Below are 18197 nucleotides of genomic sequence, written 5' to 3'. Positions count from 1 at the left end.
CAGTCGCCCGGTATTTGCTTAATAGATACTGTTAGCCAGCCCTGGCAACACGATATGGCTGATCATTTGTAGCAGGATCAGTGCCACCAGTGCCGAAAAGTCAAACCCCTGAATCTGCGGCAACACCCGGCGTAGTGGCTCCAGAATAGGGGCCGTGAGCTGGTTAAGCACACCGTAGATCGGGCTGTAAGGGTTCACCCAGCTTAAAATGGCCATCAGCAGAATCGCATAGAAAAAGACATCGACGATCTGCCCCAGTACGCCAAAAATCGCCTGCCACACCCACAACACCGGGGCGGCACCAGCCCCTATCAGTATTGAGATCAGCGCGAACAAGATCACTTGCATCACAAAAGCGAGCAGCAAAGTCGACATATCCCATTGCCTGACCGGGCGTATCAGTTTGCGCGTCGGTTTGACCATGAAGTCAGTCAGTACCATAGTCATTTGCCCGAGCTGGTTTTGAAACGAGGTGCGTGTCCATTGCATCAGGAAACGCAACACCAGTAAAAACGTCAAAATGCCGAATACCGTCCTCAGCAAAAATACTGTCATCTCACCTAACATTATTGTCCTCCCAGTTCGTCGCCCAGGGTTTTTGCCCGGTTGGCCGCTTGTTGTGCCGCATGTTGCATAATGGCATGAATATTGTGCTGATTAAGGCTCAGCAGGCCTTGTTCGGTAGTGCCACCCTTAGAGGTGACCTGCTCGCGCAGGGTCGCGATCGGCGTCTCGCTTGCGGCAGCCAGCAGGCTGGCGCCCTTGAATGTCGCGATACTGAGTTGCAGCGCCTGTGATGGCGTCAGCCCCAGGGCAACGCCCGCTTCGGTAAGTGCTTCAATCAGCAAAAATACATACGCCGGGCCACTGCCAGAAATCGCGGTGACGGCATCCAGTTGAGATTCTTCCGTGAGCCATACCACTTCGCCAGCTGCTTGCAACAAAGTATCTGCCAGTTGACGCTGTGCTGCATTGACATCGGCCAGTGCAAATACGCCGGTGACCCCTGCCTGGATTTGCGCCGGCGTGTTTGGCATGGTGCGCACCAGTGTGCGATAGCCATTTAACCAGCGGCTTAAATCAGCAGTGCGAATACCTGCCGCCACAGAAATCACCAGTTGTGATTGCAGAAAAGGCGCCAGTGACTCAGCCACTGCTTTCAACTGCTGTGGTTTGACGGCCAGCACGATCACATCCACTTGTAATGCCTGCTCAGATAACGCTTGTGCCGCGCGCACGCCCAGGTTTTTCTGTAATTGATCATGCTTGCTGGCATCGGGGTCTATCACCGTGATCTGCTGCATGGGAAAGGCGCGCTGTTTGAGGCCGGTGATCAGGGCTTGCGCCATGTTTCCGCCGCCTATAAAGGCGATACGGGGTGATGCGAGTGAGGACATGGTTAAACAGCTCCTTTAGTAGCTAAATCTGGATCAGTGGGAATTTTAGGCGAGCGCGCGCCAAAAATGGCGGTGCCTATACGCACCAGCGTGGCGCCTTCGGCAATGGCGGCTTCGTAATCGCCGCTCATGCCTATGGATAGTGTATCGAGTTGCAGGCCGTGCGCATTTAAATGCTCAAACAGCGCGCGCACCTGCCGAAATTGGTCACGTTGTGCCGCCACATCCTGCTGCGGTGCCGGAATCGCCATCAGCCCGCGCAAGCGTAGTTGCGGCAATTGTTTGATCTGTAAGGCAAGTTCCAGCAGCTCCTGGCCACTGGCACCACTTTTGCTTGCTTCTTCACTAATGTTCACTTGCAGGCAAATGTCCAGCGGTGGGCGATCAGGAGGGCGTGCATCTGAAAGGCGCTGCGCGATTTTAAACCGGTCAACCGAGTGTATCCAATCGAATTGACGGGCAATTTGCTGTGTTTTGTTGCTTTGAATCGGCCCGATAAAGTGCCATGCTATTGCACAGTCCTGTAATTGCGCCTGTTTGGTCAGGGCTTCTTGCAGGTAATTTTCGCCAAATACGGTTTGGCCCGCGCTGTAAGCTGCACGAATCGCTTCCGCAGATTGTGATTTGCTGACTGCACACAGCGTCACGGGTTGCGTCATATGAAAACGCGTTTTTGCCAGGGCAATGCTTTGCCGGATATGCGCAAGATTGTCAGCAAGGGTGTCTGTAGTGGCGGTCATGGCTGGGTAGGCGAGCTCTGGTATGCAGGTCAAATAACAAAATAACATTATATAAATAATCACTGGAGTGAATTATGGATATTTCAGATTTATTGACGTTTTCTGTCAAAAATAAAGCGTCAGACTTACATTTATCTTCCGGCTTGCCGCCGATGATCCGTGTGCATGGTGACATCCGTAAAATCAATTTACCTGCCATGGATCATGCTGAAGTGCATCGCATGCTGTACGACATCATGAACGATACCCAGCGCAAGGTGTATGAAGAAAAGCTGGAATGCGACTTTTCATTCGAGATCCCTGACCTGGCACGTTTCCGGGTGAATGCGTTTAACCAGCAACGCGGTGCCGGCGCGGTATTCCGTACTATTCCGAGCAAAGTATTGACACTGGAAGAGTTGAATGCGCCCAGAGTGTTTAAAGACCTCGCCGATACCCCGCGTGGCATTGTGCTGGTGACCGGTCCGACCGGTTCCGGTAAGTCAACTACGCTGGCTGCCATGGTCGATTACATCAATGAGACGCAAATGTCGCATATCCTGACCGTGGAAGACCCGATTGAATTTGTGCATAGCTCGAAAAAATCACTGGTCAACCAGCGTGAAGTCGGTCCGCATACCCAATCGTTTGATAACGCCTTGCGTTCTGCCCTGCGTGAGGACCCGGATGTGATCCTGGTCGGCGAGATGCGCGATCTGGAAACCATACGCCTGGCACTGACGGCGGCCGAAACCGGCCACTTGGTGTTCGGTACCTTGCATACCAGCTCCGCCGCTAAAACGATAGACCGTGTGGTCGATGTGTTTCCTGCTGCTGAAAAAGAAATGGTGCGCTCCATGCTGTCAGAATCCTTGCGTGCAGTGATTTCACAAACGCTCTGTAAAACCAAGGATGAACAGGGCCGCGTTGCCGCGCATGAGATCATGATAGGCACCCCGGCGATCCGTAACCTGATCCGCGAAAACAAAATTGCACAAATGTATTCTGCCATCCAGACCGGCCAAAACGTCGGTATGCAGACCCTGGACCAGAACTTACAAGACCTGGTGAAACGCAATATCATCAGTGCCGGTGAAGCGCGTACTAAAGCGGCCAACCGTGATTCGATCATTGGGTAAGACACAGCATGGATAGCATACAAACTGGCGCAGATCAGGCGCAGACAGAAAAATTCGTCAATGACCTGCTCAAACTGATGGTGACGAAAAAAGCGTCTGACTTATTCATCACGGCCGGTTTTCCGCCGGCGATGAAGATAGACGGCAAACTGACACCCGTTTCCTCGCAAACGCTGAACACGCAGCAAACCGCTGAAATCGCGCGGGCCGTCATGAATGACAAGCAAGCGCAGGAGTTCAAGGAAACCCGTGAATGCAACTTCGCCATCAGCATGTCCACAGTGGGCCGCTTCCGTGTCAATGCGTTTATCCAGCGCAGCGCTACCGGGCTGGTGTTTCGGGTGATTAATACCAATATCCCCAAATTTGAGGATTTGAAACTGCCGCCAGTGCTCAAAGACGTCATGATGGCCAAGCGCGGCCTGGTGATTTTTGTCGGCGGCACCGGATCAGGCAAATCCACCTCCATGGCAGCCATGCTCGGTCACAGAAACGAAAGCAGTTACGGCCACATTATTACCATTGAAGATCCGGTAGAGTTTATCCACGGCCACAAAAACTGCATCGTCACCCAGCGCGAAGTCGGCGTCGATACCGAAAACTGGCATGCAGCGCTAAAAAATACCCTGCGCCAGGCACCGGACGTGATCATGATCGGCGAGATCCGTGACCGTGAGACCATGGATTATGCGATTGCCTTCTCGGAAACAGGGCACCTGTGCCTGGCCACCTTGCACGCCAATAGCACCAACCAGGCGCTGGACCGGATCATTAACTTTTTCCCGGAAGAGCGCCGCCAGCAATTGTTGATGGATTTATCGCTCAACCTGCGGTGCATCGCCTCGCAACGGTTGATTCCCAAAGTGGATGGCAGTGGCCGGGTGGCGGCAGTAGAAGTGTTGCTGCATTCGCCGCTGATCTCGGACCTGATTTACAAAGGTGACGTGCACGCCATTAAAGAGATTATGGCCAAGTCACGCGAACTAGGCATGCAAACGTTTGACCAGGCATTGTTTGAGTTATATGAGGAAAGCAAGATCACTTATGACGATGCTTTGCGCAATGCCGATTCGGTCAATGATTTAAGGCTGAAGATCAAACTGAACAGCAAGATCGCCAATCCGGAAAATCAGGATCAAAACAAGATCTCTAATCTGGATATCTTATAAAGTCATACTTGGGCGCAGCGTCAGGCTGGGCCATCAACAGGCCATCGCTCAAGCATACGAGCGGTGGCCTGTAATTTTTTAGACCGCATGAAGGTTGGGCTGCACGCCCAGCTGCAAGGTTTCCTGCTGGAACACCAGCTCGCCGCTGGTGATGGTGGCGGAGACTTTGCCGGACAATGACTGATTCAGGAAAGGCGTATTCTTGCCCTGACTGACCAGTACACGGCTATCGACACGCCATTCTACTTCCGGGTCGTAGATCACTACATCTGCTGTGGCGCCCACCTTTAAAGTACCCGCAGCCACACCAAGGATACTGGCGGGTGCCTGCGTGATCTTCAGCAATGCCTGTGCAGGTGTGAGCTTGGCTTGCGCAGCCCATTTCAAGGTCAGTGGCAGTAATAATTCCAAAGCAGAGGCGCCGGGGTGGGATTCGGCAAACGGCAAGGCTTTGGCATCCTCATCCACAGGCGTGTGGTCTGAGCAAATGGCGTCCAGTGTGCCATCCAGCAAGCCGGCACGTAGTGCATCGCGGTCACGCTGGGTGCGTACTGGCGGTTTTAAATGCACCATGCTGTCAAAAAAGCCGATATCCATTTCTGTCAGGTGCAGATGCTGGATGCTGACATCTGCAGTCAGGCTGACGCCCGCCTGTTTGGCCTGGCGGATCAGTTCTACAGACTCAGCTGTGGAAACGCGCGCAATGTGCAAGTTGGCGCCAGTGTTTTGGGCGATGCGCAGCATGGTTTGCAGGGCGATGCTTTCAGCTGCGACCGGAATACCTTTCAGGCCTAAGCGGGAAGCCACTTCACCATCATGGGCGACACCATTTTTGGCCAGGTAGGGGTCTTCGGCACGCATAAACAGGGTGTAGCCGAAAGTGGCAGAGTATTCAAACGCACGCCACAGTACCTGTGTATCGACGATCGCCGTATCTGCTTGCGAGAAACCGACACAGCCCGCCGAGGTCAGGGCAAACATTTCTGTAAGGAAGTGGCCTTCCAGCTGGCGGGTGACAGCGCCTAGCGGGTAAACATGGGCCAGCGCATGTGACTTGGCGCGGTGCTTGAGCATTTCAACCAGGCCGGGTTCATCCAGTACCGGGTCGGTATCAGGCGGGCAGGCCAGGCTGGTGACGCCACCGGCCATGGCCGCACGCAGCTCACTCAACAGGGTGGCTTTATATTCGCTACCAGGTTCGCGCAGGCGTGCGCATAAATCCACCAGGCCGGGCAGTACCCATTTGCCCTGTGCATCCAATGTCTGGTCGGCTTTAAAACCAGCCGGGGCTTCACCAATGGCGACGATTTTATCTGCGCTGATATAAATATCTTTGACAGCATCCAGCTGCTGGCTGGCGTCTATCACGCGACCTTGTTTGATGACTATGTTCATGCGGCGTTGCCTCCCCCCAGAATCGCCATCACTGCCATGCGCACCGCGATGCCATAGGTGACTTGCGGCAGAATGACAGATTGTTTGCCATCCGCCACGCTGGAATCAATTTCTACGCCACGGTTCATCGGGCCAGGGTGCATGACGATGGCATCAGGCCTCGCCAGTGTCAGCCGCTCCGGCGTCAGGCCAAAGGTCTGGAAAAACTCTTGTGTGCTTGGCAGCAGGGCGCCAGACATGCGTTCGTTTTGCAGGCGCAGCATCATGATCACATCCACATCTTTCAGGCCTTGATCCATATTGTGGTAGACCTGCACACCGAGTTTTTCAACCTCGGCGGGTAACAAGGTACGCGGGGCAACGACGCGGATTTCAGGCACGCCCAAGGTCGCCAGCGCGTGAATCTCACTGCGCGCGACGCGGGAATGCAACACATCGCCAACAATGGCGACGCGCAGGTTGTGCATCTCAGGTTTGTATTTGCGGATGGTGAATACATCGAGCAAGCCCTGGGTAGGGTGCGCATGGCGGCCATCCCCGGCATTGATCACGCTGATATGCGGCGGTACATGTTGCGCAATAAAGTGCGCGGCACCACTTTGCTGGTGGCGGACGACAAACATATCCGCATGCATGGCAATCAGGTTGTTGACGGTGTCGAGTATGCTCTCGCCTTTGGATTGCGATGAGGTGCTGACATTCAGGTTCAGTACATCGGCAGACAGGCGTTTGGCGGCGATTTCAAAGGTGGTGCGGGTACGCGTGCTGTTTTCAAAAAACAGGTTGCAGACGGTTTTGCCACGCAGCAATGGTACTTTCTTGATCTCGCGTTCAGCCACGCCAACAAAGTTTTCAGCAGCATCGAGGATATCCGTCAGGATACGCTTGGGCAGGCCTTCGATACTGAGCAGGTGTTGTAATTGTCCCTGCGCGTTCAGTTGCGGGTTGTACATGTTAATTGGCTCCATTATCTGCAGGAGGATGGGCTTCAGGCGGTTTGGTGGCTGTCTGGCTGGTGTCTGTCACACTGAGAAGCAATCGCCCCTGGGTATTGATGGAGAGCTCGAATGCCTGGTGGGCCTGCAGTGGGATGTCGGCACCGACAATGTCCGGACGTATCGGTAATTGTGCGCCGCCGCGGTTGATCAGCGCCGCCAGTTCTATCAGGCCCGGGCGGCCATAATCGAATAATTCGTTGATGACTGCGCGCACGGTGCGGCCAGTGTAAAAAATATCGTCGACCAGGATGATATGCCTGTCATTGACGTCAAAAGGGATATGGCCAGGCTGGGCGGTGGTTTTCATGCCGCGTCTGGCGTAGTCATCGCGGTACATGGAGGCGTTCAGTTTGCCATGCGCGATATCGCGGCCGAGGTCATTCTGCAGGCGATGCAACAGTTTTTCCATCAACCACACGCCGCCGGTATAGATGCCGACCAGAGCGGTATTGTCATGGATGCGTGGTTTTAATTGGTCGTAAAGCTGATCCAGTAGTTGTTCGGGGTCAGGCAGTATCATGAGAGTCCTGTGCTATGAACGTGAGTGATAAGCGTCAAAGTAAGATTGTAATATAGTTTGTGCGGCAACCTGGTCCAAATGTTGTTTCTGCGCCCGGCCGCGGATGCCTGCTTCACGCAGTGACTGCGAGGCTTCGGCCGAGGTCAGGCGCTCATCTATCATCATCACTGGCAGGTTAAAGCGGCCTTCCAGTCGTTGGGCAAATTTTTGTGCCAGCGCGGTCATGGCATGGGCGTCACCATCCATGGTCATGGGCAGGCCTACGATCAGCAACACTGGTTGCCATTCCTGCAACAGCGAGGTGATCTGGTCAAACTTGCCGGCATTGTCTTCGGCGGCTATGGTCAGCAAAGGGTGCGCCAGAGCAAGCAGGGTTTCACCCACCGCCACGCCTACGCGTTTTTCACCAAAGTCAAACGCGAGCACGGTGCCGCTGATATCAGGGTAGCGGCGTTCTGTAATAGGCAGGTGGCTTTGATTCAGGGGTTGCTTGCCGTGCTTGAGCGCTTCAGGCATGCCCTGCCACCTCGGACAGGGTGGCATAATCCACCCCAAGTTGCTGCATGGCCCATAACACCTTGTCATCGTTAGGCAGGGTGAAAATGAGTTTATGCAGATGTTCGCTGTCGTCCAGAGGCAAGGTGAGCCAGGCATTGGCCTGGATCTCATCCTCCAGCTGGCCGGAAGACCAGCCGGTGTAGCCGAGGGCGATAAACATATCCTGCGGTGCTTCGTCGCGGGCGGCAGCTTCCAGGATGTCCTTGGAAGAAGTCATCGCCAGCCCTTCGGACAAGCCCAGCGTGGTATTGAATTCTGTGGCAGGCGTATGCAACACAAAGCCGCGTTCGACTTGCACCGGCCCGCCAAAATGCACCAGGCGAGCTTGCTGATGCGGGGCATCACATGGCATATCCAGTTGTTCAAACAAGTCGCCGACATTGAGTTGCAAAGGATGGTTGAGAATCATACCCATGGCCCCATCATCGTCGTGGCTGCAGATCAGGATCACGCTTTTGCTGAAGTAGGGGTCTTGCATGGCTGGCATGGCGATCAGGATCTGGCCAGTCAGGTTCAATCGTTCGTTGATTTCAGATAAAGGTAATTGTTCACTCATACAGGTGGCGCTTCTTCCTCGCTGAGGTAGCCGGTGATCTCCAGGCCAAAGCCATCCATGCTTGGCATTTTGCGCGGTGCGGCCATCAGGCGCATTTTTTTCACGCCCAGGTTCAACAGAATCTGTGAGCCTATGCCGTAATTGCGTAACTCCTGATTAAGGGTGATTTTCTGGTCAGCGCGCAAAATCCTGTCGGTCAGCCCCAGGCCATCTTCGTCCCGGTTGATCAGCACGATGACGCCACACGGCGCGGTGCTGATGGTGCGCATGGCTTGTAACAAATTCCAGCTATGCGATTGATGGCTGCTATCCAGCAGGTCTATCATGGATAAAGGCTCGTGCACACGCACCAGGGTTTCTTCAGCGGTTTGCGGATCGCCTTTCACCAGCACCAGATGGGTTTCTCGCGCGATATTGTCGCGGTAGGCGATCAGTTGCATGGGCCCGTAAGCCGTTTCAATCTTGCGCTCGGCGCTGCGTTCAATCAGGGTTTCATGCGAGGCGCGGTAATGGATCAGGTCAGCAATGGTGCCGATGCGGATATCATGCTCGGCCGCTACTTGCATCAGATCCGGCAGACGCGCCATCTCACCGTCATCTTTCAGGATCTCGCAGATGACGCTGGCAGGTTCGCAGCCAGCCAGTTGCGCGAGGTCGCAACCCGCTTCGGTGTGTCCGGCGCGCACAAGTACACCACCGTTCATCGCCCCGATCGGGAAAATATGCCCCGGGCTGACGATATCGGTGGCAGTCGCGTTTTTGGCGATGGCCGCGCGGATAGTCGTGGCGCGGTCAGCGGCGGAGATGCCGGTGGTGACACCTTCTGCCGCTTCAATCGATACCGTGAAGTTGGTGCCCAGACGGGTGCCGTTTTTACGCGTCATGGGCGGCAAATTCAGCTGGCGGCAGCGTTGCTCGGTCAGCGTCAGGCAGATCAGGCCGCGGCCATACTTGGCCATAAAATTGATGTGTTCTGCGGTGACGAATTCTGCCGCGATCACAAAGTCACCTTCGTTTTCCCTGTGTTCGTCGTCTACCAGGATAACCATTTTTCCGGCACGGATGTCGGCAATAATCGCTTCAATAGTACTGATCTGTGCCGACATTATTCCTGCTCCCAGGCTTGCATGCGCTCAACATAGCGCGCGATTAAATCAATTTCAAGATTCACTGCATCTCCGGGTTTGGCAAACTGCATGATGGTGTGTTGCATGGTATGGGGGATCAGGTTGATGCTGGCTTCATCCTGCACAATGGCATTGACGGTCAAACTGACGCCATTCACACATAATGAGCCTTTTTGAGCGATATATTTGCTCAGCGCATGCGGGGCACGCACTTTCAGCAGCCAGCATTCGCCCACGGGTTCCAGGGCGGTAATGGTGCCTACGCCATCAACATGGCCGGTGACGAGGTGGCCACCCAGCCGGTCAGCCAGCCGCAAGGCTTTTTCCAGATTCACCGGCCCCGGCTTGCCCAGCCCGGTGGTGACTTCCAGCGTGACTTGAGATGCCATCACTTCAAACGTGTTGTGGTCCAGGCTGGTCACAGTGAGGCATACACCATTGACGGCGATGCTATCCCCCAGCTGGACATCTTGCAGACCTAAATCGGAAGCTTCGATACGTAACGCGCGATCGTCGCCGTGTGTGACTACGTCGGCGATGTGGCCGACGGTTTGAATAATCCCAGTGAACATGGTGTGATTTTATCAGTGCTGCATGCTAAAGTAATCACATTCCCACAACATTTTTCATAAACCAATATTTTTTCATACTTGGCCGGGTGAGCATATGCGTTTAGATGATCTGGAAGAAAGTCAGCATGTAGAAGATAGTCGTGGCCGTGGCCTGATCGGCGGCCGCAGTATCGGCATAGGCACCATCGCCATTGCGCTGGTGGCGATGTATTTTGGTGTAGACCCCAATCTGGTTTTGAATCTGGCGCAACAAGGGCAGCCCGCTGCGCAAACTTCAGCCGCGCCTGCGGATAGCAATGACCCAAAAGTGAAGTTTGTGGCGAAAGTATTATGGAGTACCGAACAGGTCTGGCAAGAAATATTCACTTCGGCAGGCAAGCAGTACAGCGCGCCCAATCTGGAAATCTTTGGTGGCGCCACGCAGACCGCCTGTGGCCAGGGACAGGCGGCGATGGGGCCGTTTTATTGCCCGGCTGACCAGAAAGTCTATATTGACCTCAGCTTCTACCAGGAGCTGCAAGAGCGTTTCAAGGCACCTGGCGATTTTGCGCAAGCTTATGTGATTGCGCACGAGGTCGGCCATCACGTACAAAACCTGCTGGGCACTTCGCAAAAAGTACAGCAGGCCAAACAGCAGGCTGGCTCGGAAGCGGAAGCCAATGCTTATTCGGTCAAGCTGGAATTGCAGGCTGACTGCTATGCCGGTGTGTGGGCACACCATGCCAACCAGCAGTTCCGTATCCTGGAAGACGGCGATATTGAAGAAGCACTGCGCGCAGCCACCGCCATTGGCGATGACACCTTGCAAAAACAGGCGCAAGGCTATGCAGTGCCGGACAGTTTCACCCATGGCAGCGCCGAGCAACGGGTGCAATGGTTTAAAACAGGGCTGCAATCCGGCAGCGTCAACGACTGTAATACATTCAAAACATCAGCATAGGCAGTATGGAATTCAAGGTATGACCCAACAAGGTAATTCTTCACCCGCATCTGCAAGCGATCTGCCAGACGATCAGCATCTGATTGAAACCACAGTCTCCAGCGAGATTCTGGCGCAGGGCAAGATGCTTACCGTGCGTTATGACCAGGCACGTTTGCCAAATGGCACCGTGAGTGGCCGTGAATATGTCACTCACCCGGGCGCTGTGGTCGTGGTAGCGTTGACCGAAGAAGGCGGTGTAGTGCTGGAAAGGCAGTTTCGCTATCCGCTACAGCAAGTATTTATAGAACTGCCAGCCGGTAAGATCGATCACGGAGAGCCCGTATTGCAGACCGGGCAACGCGAGTTGCTGGAGGAAACCGGCTATCGCGCCCAGGAGTGGGTGAAATTGGGCATACAGCATCCGTGCATCGGTTATTCAAATGAGGTAATCCATATCTACCTGGCAACCGGGCTGGCCTTGGGCGAGCATGCCAGAGATATTGATGAAGCGATGGATGTGTTTGTCTGGCCATTTGCCCGTGTGATGCAGGCGATTGAAAACGGCGAAATCACCGATAGTAAAACCATGGGCGCCATGCTGCTGGCTGAGCGTTATCTGCGTCAGCATCCCATATCAGGATTGAGTGTTTAGAAAGAGTCGTTAATGAAAGTATTACAGATAGGCTGCGGTGGGTTAGGTACCTTGATTGCGCAGCAAACCCTCACGCATGGGCATGAACTGACGATAGTCCGCCGTTCCAAACAGGCAGTACCTGAAGGTGCGCAGGTTTTGCACCTGGATGTGGTGGCCGATGAAGCGTTACCAGAACTGGCCGAGTTGCAGCCTGAAATCCTGCTGTATTGTCTGGCGCCGGTTGAAGGGCAGTCTTATCAGCAGACCTATGTGCAGGGGTTAAAGAATGTGCTGGCGCAAGTGTCTAAATCGGCGTTGCGCCATGTATTTTTCATCTCCAGCACTGGTATTTATGGCGAACATGAGGGGGAATTCATTGATGACAGTACTGCTGTAGTCCCCGCTGACGCCGATGGGCAGGTGATGCTGGATGCCGAGCGTCTGCTCTATGATTTACCGTGTGGGCATTCTGCCCTGCGCGTGTCAGGCATTTATGGCCCGCAACGCTTGTATTTATTGCGCGCCGTGCAAGACCCAGCCCGCTGGCCCAAACAGGCGCACTGGACTAACCGGATCCATGAGCTGGATGTGGCACGGGCAGTGGTGCATCTGTATGAATTACTCGCCAATGACGTAGTTTTGCCAGCGCATTGCATAGTGACGGATGGTGTGCCTGCTTTGCAGCACGAAGTGTTGCAGTGGATGGCCGGCCAGTTGCAAGTGCCGTTGCCGGATACGCCGCCTATGCAGCCGCAATCCGGCAAACGCATCACCAACCAGTTTTTGCCGCAAAGCGGTTTCAAATTGCAGTTTGCCGATTATCAGGCAGGTTATGCAGCGATACTGGCCGCGAATGCTTAATTACGCGGCTGTACTTTTAGTGATGAAAGCCCCTATGTTTTTGGTTAGAAGGTAAAAATTTGCGAGCGATATTCAAAGTATTACTTGTTGCCGGGCTGATATTCAGTAGTGTAATCACTGTCGCCGATGACGGTGAAGGCTTTCCGCTATGGGTAGCCGCGTTGCGACAAGAAGCGCTGGCTTTACACATTGCGCCGCAAGCAGTCGATGTGACGCTCAACCAGGTGACTTACCTGCCCAAAGTGATTGAACTGGATCGCAAGCAACCCGAGTTTGTCACTAGTTTTTCGGCCTATGTGAACCGCCGCATCAACCAGCGCGTGGTCAACAAAGGCAAGCAGATGCTGAACGATTACCAGGGCGTGCTGTATGTGGTCGAAGAGTTATACCAGGTGCCCAGGGAGGTATTGGTGGCATTTTGGGGGTTGGAAACCAACTTTGGTAGCTTTATGGGCGATATTCCGCTGGCCTCGGCGCTGGCAACGTTGTCTTATGAAGGGCGTCGTGCCGAGTTTTTCAAGCGCGAATTACTTAACCTGATGCGCGTGGTCGAACGCGAACATCGTTATGATAGCCCGGTCACCGGCTCCTGGGCGGGTGCCACCGGGCATATGCAGTTTATGCCAAGTACCCTGCTGAAATATGGTGTAGATGCGGATGCGGATGGCAAAATCGATATCTGGAGTTCATACCCGGATATATTCAGTTCAGCAGCCAATTATTTGTCACAGGCGGGTTGGCAAGCGGGTAAACCCATCAGCCTGCTGGTGGCGCTGCCACCTGGGTTTGATTATAGCCAGGCGCAATTGCAGCTTAATAAACCAGTAAGTGAGTGGGTCAAGCTCGGCGTAGTCGGTGTGCCGGAAAATGCCCTGAGTTTTCCGCAAGCAGCCATTATTCTGCCGCAGGGCTTTGATGGCCCGGCCTATATGGTCTTCCCCAATTTTGATGTGATCATGCAGTGGAATCGCTCGGTAAATTATGCGCTGAGTGTCAGCCTGTTGAGTCAACAGTTACGGCAGGATATGTATACGCTGGCGATGCCGCCCGAACCACCAGCGCTCAGCTACCAGCAAATGTGGACATTGCAGGAAGCGTTGAATGCGAAAGGCTTTGACAGCGGCACGCCGGATGGCTTTCCTGGCGGTAAAACGCAAGCCGCCATTCGCCGTTACCAGGCCACGCAAAAACTACCTTTGGATGGTTACCCAGGGATAGAGATTTATAACCGACTGACATCAGAGCCGTGATGGCTACGATGTTTTACCTGGTCACTTGCGGGTTTTAAACCATCCGGTCACGCTCACGCGTGCTTGTTTTGCCGGCAGCACGGCATGCCAGAACCTGTCCGCTAAAAACAGTACCAACCTGCCGCCGATGGGTGCAACATCGATATGCGGAGCTGTTGGTAAAGGTGTCGCCGTGTGCTGGCCGGTATATAAACGTAATTCTCCGCCAGCGTCTTTCGGCCAGTCATCATTTAAATAGATGATCAAGGTCAGTGCCCGCGAGCCGGGGCCTTGTCTATGCTGGTGGAACTGGTCGATATGCGTAGCGTAGCCTGCAGAACCGGCCGGGTAGACTGCAAAATGTGTTTCAACCTCGTCCAGCCCCATCATCAGGTTGCGATTCACCAGTAATCGCAGTTCGGCTAACAGCGCAAAATATTGGCGTACAGCCGGATGTGCGTCACTTTCATCCAGCCAGGCGATCTGGTCGCCGCGCAAAGCGGGGTTAGTCACGGCGATTTTGCTGGTGCCTGCCTGATGCATGTCGCCAGATTGCTGGCGTGCTAGCGCCAGAACTCGCAGGGATGCGATCAAGGCGTCAGGAATAAACTGGTCGATCACACAATAGTGCTGGTGAGTCAGCGTATCCAGTAACTGGGTTGCCATACGGTCAGGCAGAAGGGCTGGTGAGATATCGTTGCGATGCATGGCGATATTATAAGGCGGATACCATTGCCTATCAGCCTGCTTTCGGATAGAATGCGCAACCTTATTGATTTGCAGCATGCCTGTTTTGCAGCATGACTATGAATTGATGGTAGGGAATTGATAGCAGGAATTTATAGTCGCGTAGCTCAGCTGGTTAGAGCACCACCTTGACATGGTGGGGGTCGATGGTTCGAGTCCATTCGCGACTACCAGATAGTAAAGCCACCTCAGCGAGGTGGCTTTTTTGTTTTTAGCCAGTTTTTAGCCGGGGTGTCAGGGTTTTTATACCTGGTCTGGCACGGATGCATGCCTAGTCCCGTTGCGGATTTTTCACGCGCTGTGCGATAATGTTTGTTTGACTGTAAAGTAGGCGCCATGCGCTTGTTTTTATAGCGATTTTAACCTGAGTGAGAGAGATACATGCCTGTAATACGCTTGCCTGATGGGTCTACCAGAAGCTTTGAGCAGTCGGTGACCGTGGCTGATGTTGCGCTGAATATTGGTGCCGGTCTGGCAAAGGCCGCATTGGCAGGCAAAGTCACGCACCCAGGGCAAGAGGCAAAACTGGTGGATACCAGCTACCTGATCGAGCAGGACGTAGACCTCGCCATCATTACCGATAAGAACGACGAAGGCCTGGATGTGATCCGCCATTCGACCGCCCACTTGCTGGCCTATGCTGTTAAAGAGCTGTTCCCCGATGCCCAGGTCACCATAGGTCCGGTGATTGATAATGGCTTTTACTATGACTTTAGCTACAAACGCCCGTTTACACCGGACGACTTGACTGCCATTGAAAAGAAAATGGTTGAGCTGGCCAAAAAAGACGAAAAAGTGGAGCGCAAGGTATTGCCGCGCGATGAAGCAGTCGCTTATTTCAAAAGCATTAACGAGCACTACAAAGCCGAGATCATTGCCAGCATCCCCAGCAATGAAGATGTTTCGCTATATAGCGAAGGTGGTTTCACCGACTTGTGTCGTGGCCCGCATGTGCCGAATACCGGCAAGCTGAAAGCGTTCAAGCTGATGAAGCTGGCTGGCGCTTACTGGCGTGGTGACAGTAATAACGAGATGTTGCAGCGTGTTTATGGCACCGCTTGGCGCAATAAAGACGAGCTGGAAGCTTATCTGCATATGCTGGAAGAAGCCGAAAAGCGCGACCATCGCAAGCTCGGCAAGCAGCTGGATTTCTATCATATGCAGGACGACGCACCAGGCATGGTGTTCTGGCATCCGCGCGGCTGGGTGATCTGGCAGGAAGTTGAGCAGTACATGCGTGCCAAATTCAAAGAGTACGACTACCAGGAAGTGCGCACGCCTACCGTGCTGGACAAAACCCTGTGGGAAAAGTCAGGCCACTGGCAAAACTACCGTGACAATATGTTTGTGACGCAATCGGAAAGCCGCGACTACGCTGTCAAGCCGATGAACTGCCCCGGCCATATCCAGATTTTCAACAGCAGCCTGCACAGCTACCGTGATCTGCCGTTGCGCCTGGCAGAGTTTGGCTCGTGTCACCGTAATGAGCCTTCCGGCTCCTTGCATGGTTTGATGCGCGTGCGCGGCTTTACCCAGGATGATGCGCATATTTTCTGTATGGAATCGCAAGTCGAAGCCGAAGTGGCCGACTTTATCAAGATGTTGTACGAGGTCTATAAAGACTTCGGTTTTGATGATGTGATCGTCAAGCTGTCTACCCGCCCTGAGAAGCGCGTCGGTACTGAAGAAGCCTGGGATATGGCGGAGACTGCGTTGGCTAATGCCATTAAAGCTAACGGCCTGGAATTTGAATACCAGCCAGGCGAGGGTGCTTTCTACGGCCCGAAAATCGAGTTTACATTGAAAGACTCACTGGGCCGGATGTGGCAGTGTGGTACCATCCAGCTCGACCCTAACTTGCCGGAACGCCTGGGTGCGGAATATGTGGCTGAAGATAATTCCCGTCAGCGCCCGATTATGCTGCACCGCGCCATCGTCGGTTCCATGGAGCGTTTCCTCGGTATTCTGATTGAAAACTTTGCGGGTGCCATGCCAGCCTGGTTGGCACCGGTGCAGGTCATGGTGCTGAATATTTCTGATGGTCAAGCCGATTATGTGCGCCAAGTGGTTGAAAGTTTGAAGAAAAATGGCATCCGGTGCGATTTTGACTTGAGAAATGAGAAGATTACCTATAAAATACGCGAACATAGTTTGCAAAAGTTGCCATACCTGATTGTGGTGGGTGACAAAGAAATGCAAAATGGTCAAGTGGCCGTACGTACCAGAAAAGGTGAAGATCTGGGTGTGATGACGGTAGACGCGTTTGTAGCGCGTGTGCAGCAAGACATCCAAAGCAAGGTCTGATTTTCCTTGGTGCCGTGCGGCTTTGTTTATTGTTTAGGGGATTGTTATAGCTCAAGATAAAGATACACGCATCAATGGCGATATTACCGCGCCACAAGTGCGTTTAGTTGGTGTAGATGGCGAACCGTTAGGTGTGATGACTCTGAGAGAGGCCTTTGCCAAAGCGGAAGAAGCTGATATTGATATTGTTGAAATTGCACCAAATGCCGCACCACCAGTGTGCCGTTTGATGGATTATGGCAAATTCAAATACGCCGAGAGCAAACGTCTGCATGAGCAAAAGCTGAAACAAAAACAGGTGCAAATCAAAGAGGTCAAATTCAGGCCCGGCACTGATGATGGCGATTACAACATCAAGTTACGTAATATCATCCGCTTTTTGGGCGATGGTGATAAAGCAAAGATTACTTTACGCTTCCGTGGGCGTGAGATCACGCACCAGGAATTTGGTCTGGCCCTGTTAAAACGTCTGGAAGCAGATTTGTCAGAGCATGCATTGGTTGAGCAATATCCTAAAATGGAAGGCCGCCAAATGGTGATGGTGCTGGCACCGGCAAAGAAAGCCGTCCCGGTCGTTAAAAAAGCAGACAAGCCTGCTGAGAAAGAAACACCAGCCGCTGAATAACATTCAGCGCAACAAGTTTAAAGCAGTACATAAAGTTTTTTTGGAGTAATACGGCTAAATTGGCTGCCTAGTTACTCTCTATTCAACCTCTAAGGAGACCAAAATGCCAAAGATGAAAACAAAGAGCAGCGCTAAAAAGCGCTTCAAGTTCTTGGGTAATGGTAAAGTGAAGCGTACACACTCTCACTTGCGCCATATTCTGACCAAGAAAACCACCAAGCAAAAACGTAAGCTGCGCGGTACTTCCATTATTTCTGCAACTGATGTCAAACGCGTTCGCGCAATGATGCCAACACAATAAGGAGACCGATATGCCTAGAGTAAAACGTGGCGTCATAGCCCGCGCAAGACACAAGAAAGTTTTAAAAGCCGCTAAAGGTTACCGTGGTCGTCGTAAGAACGTCTACCGCGTTGCCAAACAGGCAGTGATGAAGGCCGGTCAATATGCTTACCGTGACCGTCGTCAGAAAAAACGTCAATTCCGTACTTTGTGGATTGCGCGTATTAACGCTGCAGCCCGTGAAGCTGGTTTGACATATAGCCGTTTCATGAATGGCTTGAAAAAAGCTGCGGTTGAAGTAGACCGTAAAGTATTGGCTGACCTGGCTGTGTTTGATAAAGCTGCTTTCGCTAAATTCGTAGAATTGGCAAAATCAGGTTTAAGCGCCTAGTCTGACCTAACGAAAAAAGAGGCTGCGGCCTCTTTTTTTTATTTCAATCGCTGT

Annotated in this window: 21 protein-coding genes and 1 tRNA gene; 11 read left to right on the top strand and 11 right to left on the bottom strand. The window is 53.1% G+C overall.

Going from position 1 to position 18197, the window contains the following annotated elements; genetic code table 11:
* Nucleotides 1–18: 18 nt before the first annotated feature.
* From ACTS9Y_RS01635 to ACTS9Y_RS01625, 3 genes are read right to left on the bottom strand one after another with little or no spacing between them, the layout of a single operon-like run.
* Nucleotides 19–555, bottom strand: coding sequence for a YggT family protein (locus ACTS9Y_RS01635; RefSeq protein WP_442584274.1), 537 nt, complete (start codon nucleotides 553–555; stop codon nucleotides 19–21).
* Between the two features lie 11 nt (nucleotides 556–566).
* A complete protein-coding gene (gene proC / locus ACTS9Y_RS01630; RefSeq protein ID WP_442584273.1) occupies nucleotides 567–1397 on the bottom strand; it encodes a pyrroline-5-carboxylate reductase in 831 nt (276 codons plus the stop codon).
* A 2-nt stretch (nucleotides 1398–1399) separates the two neighbouring features.
* Entirely contained in the window at nucleotides 1400–2137 is a 738-nt protein-coding gene (locus ACTS9Y_RS01625; protein ID WP_442584272.1) for a YggS family pyridoxal phosphate-dependent enzyme, read from the bottom strand.
* 74 nt (nucleotides 2138–2211) lie between these two features.
* On the opposite strand from ACTS9Y_RS01625, the gene ACTS9Y_RS01620 reads away from it, so the two are divergent.
* Together ACTS9Y_RS01620 and ACTS9Y_RS01615 are read left to right on the top strand one after the other, a co-directional pair.
* Nucleotides 2212–3255 carry a type IV pilus twitching motility protein PilT gene (locus ACTS9Y_RS01620; RefSeq protein ID WP_442584271.1) on the top strand — a complete coding sequence of 348 codons (1044 nt, stop codon included), beginning with the start codon at nucleotides 2212–2214 and terminating at the stop codon, nucleotides 3253–3255.
* A gap of 8 nt (nucleotides 3256–3263) precedes the next feature.
* The gene (locus tag ACTS9Y_RS01615) at nucleotides 3264–4424 is read left to right on the top strand and encodes a PilT/PilU family type 4a pilus ATPase (RefSeq protein ID WP_442584270.1); all 1161 of its coding nucleotides are present in this window, start codon (nucleotides 3264–3266) and stop codon (nucleotides 4422–4424) included.
* A gap of 78 nt (nucleotides 4425–4502) precedes the next feature.
* On the opposite strand, the gene ACTS9Y_RS01610 is transcribed toward ACTS9Y_RS01615, so the two are convergent.
* From ACTS9Y_RS01610 to ACTS9Y_RS01580, 7 genes are read right to left on the bottom strand one after another with little or no spacing between them, the layout of a single operon-like run.
* On the bottom strand, nucleotides 4503–5819 hold the full coding sequence (locus ACTS9Y_RS01610) for a dihydroorotase (RefSeq protein WP_442584269.1): 1317 nt from the start codon (nucleotides 5817–5819) through the stop codon (nucleotides 4503–4505).
* Nucleotides 5816–6772: an aspartate carbamoyltransferase catalytic subunit gene (locus ACTS9Y_RS01605; protein ID WP_442584268.1), complete on the bottom strand. Its 957-nt coding sequence runs from the start codon at nucleotides 6770–6772 to the stop codon at nucleotides 5816–5818. Before ACTS9Y_RS01605 ends, ACTS9Y_RS01610 begins: the two co-directional genes overlap by 4 nt.
* 1 nt (nucleotide 6773) lies before the next feature.
* A complete protein-coding gene (gene pyrR, locus ACTS9Y_RS01600) occupies nucleotides 6774–7337 on the bottom strand; it encodes a bifunctional pyr operon transcriptional regulator/uracil phosphoribosyltransferase PyrR (RefSeq protein WP_442584267.1) in 564 nt (187 codons plus the stop codon).
* A gap of 12 nt (nucleotides 7338–7349) precedes the next feature.
* Nucleotides 7350–7853, bottom strand: a complete 504-nt coding sequence (ruvX, locus tag ACTS9Y_RS01595) for a Holliday junction resolvase RuvX (protein WP_442584266.1) — start codon at nucleotides 7851–7853, stop codon at nucleotides 7350–7352.
* Nucleotides 7846–8451, bottom strand: a complete 606-nt coding sequence (locus tag ACTS9Y_RS01590) for a YqgE/AlgH family protein (protein ID WP_442584265.1) — start codon at nucleotides 8449–8451, stop codon at nucleotides 7846–7848. The genes ruvX and ACTS9Y_RS01590 overlap by 8 nt, the downstream gene beginning before the upstream one ends.
* Nucleotides 8448–9557, bottom strand: a complete 1110-nt coding sequence (gene ribBA / locus ACTS9Y_RS01585) for a bifunctional 3,4-dihydroxy-2-butanone-4-phosphate synthase/GTP cyclohydrolase II (protein ID WP_442584264.1) — start codon at nucleotides 9555–9557, stop codon at nucleotides 8448–8450. The genes ACTS9Y_RS01590 and ribBA overlap by 4 nt, the downstream gene beginning before the upstream one ends.
* Complete coding sequence (locus ACTS9Y_RS01580; RefSeq protein ID WP_442584263.1) at nucleotides 9557–10150, bottom strand: riboflavin synthase; 594 nt, start codon at nucleotides 10148–10150, stop codon at nucleotides 9557–9559. Before ACTS9Y_RS01580 ends, ribBA begins: the two co-directional genes overlap by 1 nt.
* Nucleotides 10151–10244: 94 nt before the next feature.
* Between ACTS9Y_RS01580 and ypfJ the strand changes: the two genes are divergently transcribed.
* From ypfJ to ACTS9Y_RS01560, 4 genes are read left to right on the top strand one after another with little or no spacing between them, the layout of a single operon-like run.
* Complete coding sequence (gene ypfJ / locus ACTS9Y_RS01575) at nucleotides 10245–11090, top strand: KPN_02809 family neutral zinc metallopeptidase (protein ID WP_442584262.1); 846 nt, start codon at nucleotides 10245–10247, stop codon at nucleotides 11088–11090.
* Nucleotides 11091–11109: 19 nt separating this feature from the next.
* Complete coding sequence (locus tag ACTS9Y_RS01570; RefSeq protein ID WP_442584261.1) at nucleotides 11110–11724, top strand: NUDIX domain-containing protein; 615 nt, start codon at nucleotides 11110–11112, stop codon at nucleotides 11722–11724.
* A gap of 12 nt (nucleotides 11725–11736) precedes the next feature.
* A complete protein-coding gene (locus ACTS9Y_RS01565; protein ID WP_442584260.1) occupies nucleotides 11737–12567 on the top strand; it encodes an NAD-dependent epimerase/dehydratase family protein in 831 nt (276 codons plus the stop codon).
* 59 nt (nucleotides 12568–12626) lie between these two features.
* On the top strand, nucleotides 12627–13817 hold the full coding sequence (locus tag ACTS9Y_RS01560; RefSeq protein WP_442584259.1) for a lytic murein transglycosylase: 1191 nt from the start codon (nucleotides 12627–12629) through the stop codon (nucleotides 13815–13817).
* 21 nt (nucleotides 13818–13838) lie between these two features.
* Here the strand turns inward: ACTS9Y_RS01560 and ACTS9Y_RS01555 are convergent, their stop codons facing one another.
* Complete coding sequence (locus tag ACTS9Y_RS01555; protein WP_442584258.1) at nucleotides 13839–14582, bottom strand: 2OG-Fe(II) oxygenase; 744 nt, start codon at nucleotides 14580–14582, stop codon at nucleotides 13839–13841.
* Nucleotides 14583–14639: 57 nt separating this feature from the next.
* On the opposite strand from ACTS9Y_RS01555, the gene ACTS9Y_RS01550 reads away from it, so the two are divergent.
* From ACTS9Y_RS01550 to rplT, 5 genes are all read left to right on the top strand, one after another.
* Nucleotides 14640–14716: transfer RNA gene (locus ACTS9Y_RS01550), tRNA-Val, on the top strand.
* A 208-nt stretch (nucleotides 14717–14924) separates the two neighbouring features.
* Nucleotides 14925–16847 carry a threonine--tRNA ligase gene (gene thrS / locus ACTS9Y_RS01545; protein ID WP_442584257.1) on the top strand — a complete coding sequence of 641 codons (1923 nt, stop codon included), beginning with the start codon at nucleotides 14925–14927 and terminating at the stop codon, nucleotides 16845–16847.
* A 40-nt stretch (nucleotides 16848–16887) separates the two neighbouring features.
* The gene (gene infC, locus ACTS9Y_RS01540) at nucleotides 16888–17472 is read left to right on the top strand and encodes a translation initiation factor IF-3 (protein WP_442586888.1); all 585 of its coding nucleotides are present in this window, start codon (nucleotides 16888–16890) and stop codon (nucleotides 17470–17472) included.
* A gap of 103 nt (nucleotides 17473–17575) precedes the next feature.
* Nucleotides 17576–17773 carry a 50S ribosomal protein L35 gene (rpmI, locus tag ACTS9Y_RS01535; protein ID WP_019881750.1) on the top strand — a complete coding sequence of 66 codons (198 nt, stop codon included), beginning with the start codon at nucleotides 17576–17578 and terminating at the stop codon, nucleotides 17771–17773.
* A 10-nt stretch (nucleotides 17774–17783) separates the two neighbouring features.
* On the top strand, nucleotides 17784–18143 hold the full coding sequence (rplT, locus tag ACTS9Y_RS01530; RefSeq protein WP_379031113.1) for a 50S ribosomal protein L20: 360 nt from the start codon (nucleotides 17784–17786) through the stop codon (nucleotides 18141–18143).
* Nucleotides 18144–18197 lie beyond the last annotated feature (54 nt).

This window comes from Methylophilus sp., from assembly GCF_052173275.1.
Taxonomy (GTDB): domain Bacteria; phylum Pseudomonadota; class Gammaproteobacteria; order Burkholderiales; family Methylophilaceae; genus Methylophilus.
This window is presented reverse-complemented; position numbering and strand designations above follow the sequence as displayed.

Excerpts from the sequence above, each read along its gene's own strand:
- ACTS9Y_RS01625 (WP_442584272.1), bottom strand. The coding sequence starts at position 2,137 with ATGACCGCCACTACAGACACCCTTGCTGACAATCTTGCGCATATCCGG.
- ACTS9Y_RS01635 (WP_442584274.1), bottom strand. The coding sequence starts at position 555 with ATGACAGTATTTTTGCTGAGGACGGTATTCGGCATTTTGACGTTTTTA.
- ACTS9Y_RS01610 (WP_442584269.1), bottom strand. The coding sequence starts at position 5,819 with ATGAACATAGTCATCAAACAAGGTCGCGTGATAGACGCCAGCCAGCAG.
- ACTS9Y_RS01555 (WP_442584258.1), bottom strand. The coding sequence starts at position 14,582 with ATGCTGCAAATCAATAAGGTTGCGCATTCTATCCGAAAGCAGGCTGAT.
- ACTS9Y_RS01580 (WP_442584263.1), bottom strand. The coding sequence starts at position 10,150 with ATGTTCACTGGGATTATTCAAACCGTCGGCCACATCGCCGACGTAGTC.
- ribBA (WP_442584264.1), bottom strand. The coding sequence starts at position 9,557 with ATGTCGGCACAGATCAGTACTATTGAAGCGATTATTGCCGACATCCGT.
- ACTS9Y_RS01570 (WP_442584261.1), top strand. The coding sequence starts at position 11,110 with ATGACCCAACAAGGTAATTCTTCACCCGCATCTGCAAGCGATCTGCCA.
- thrS (WP_442584257.1), top strand. The coding sequence starts at position 14,925 with ATGCCTGTAATACGCTTGCCTGATGGGTCTACCAGAAGCTTTGAGCAG.
- ypfJ (WP_442584262.1), top strand. The coding sequence starts at position 10,245 with ATGCGTTTAGATGATCTGGAAGAAAGTCAGCATGTAGAAGATAGTCGT.
- proC (WP_442584273.1), bottom strand. The coding sequence starts at position 1,397 with ATGTCCTCACTCGCATCACCCCGTATCGCCTTTATAGGCGGCGGAAAC.
- rpmI (WP_019881750.1), top strand. The coding sequence starts at position 17,576 with ATGCCAAAGATGAAAACAAAGAGCAGCGCTAAAAAGCGCTTCAAGTTC.
- ACTS9Y_RS01565 (WP_442584260.1), top strand. The coding sequence starts at position 11,737 with ATGAAAGTATTACAGATAGGCTGCGGTGGGTTAGGTACCTTGATTGCG.
- ACTS9Y_RS01615 (WP_442584270.1), top strand. The coding sequence starts at position 3,264 with ATGGATAGCATACAAACTGGCGCAGATCAGGCGCAGACAGAAAAATTC.
- rplT (WP_379031113.1), top strand. The coding sequence starts at position 17,784 with ATGCCTAGAGTAAAACGTGGCGTCATAGCCCGCGCAAGACACAAGAAA.
- ruvX (WP_442584266.1), bottom strand. The coding sequence starts at position 7,853 with ATGCCTGAAGCGCTCAAGCACGGCAAGCAACCCCTGAATCAAAGCCAC.
- ACTS9Y_RS01605 (WP_442584268.1), bottom strand. The coding sequence starts at position 6,772 with ATGTACAACCCGCAACTGAACGCGCAGGGACAATTACAACACCTGCTC.
- ACTS9Y_RS01590 (WP_442584265.1), bottom strand. The coding sequence starts at position 8,451 with ATGAGTGAACAATTACCTTTATCTGAAATCAACGAACGATTGAACCTG.
- ACTS9Y_RS01620 (WP_442584271.1), top strand. The coding sequence starts at position 2,212 with ATGGATATTTCAGATTTATTGACGTTTTCTGTCAAAAATAAAGCGTCA.
- pyrR (WP_442584267.1), bottom strand. The coding sequence starts at position 7,337 with ATGATACTGCCTGACCCCGAACAACTACTGGATCAGCTTTACGACCAA.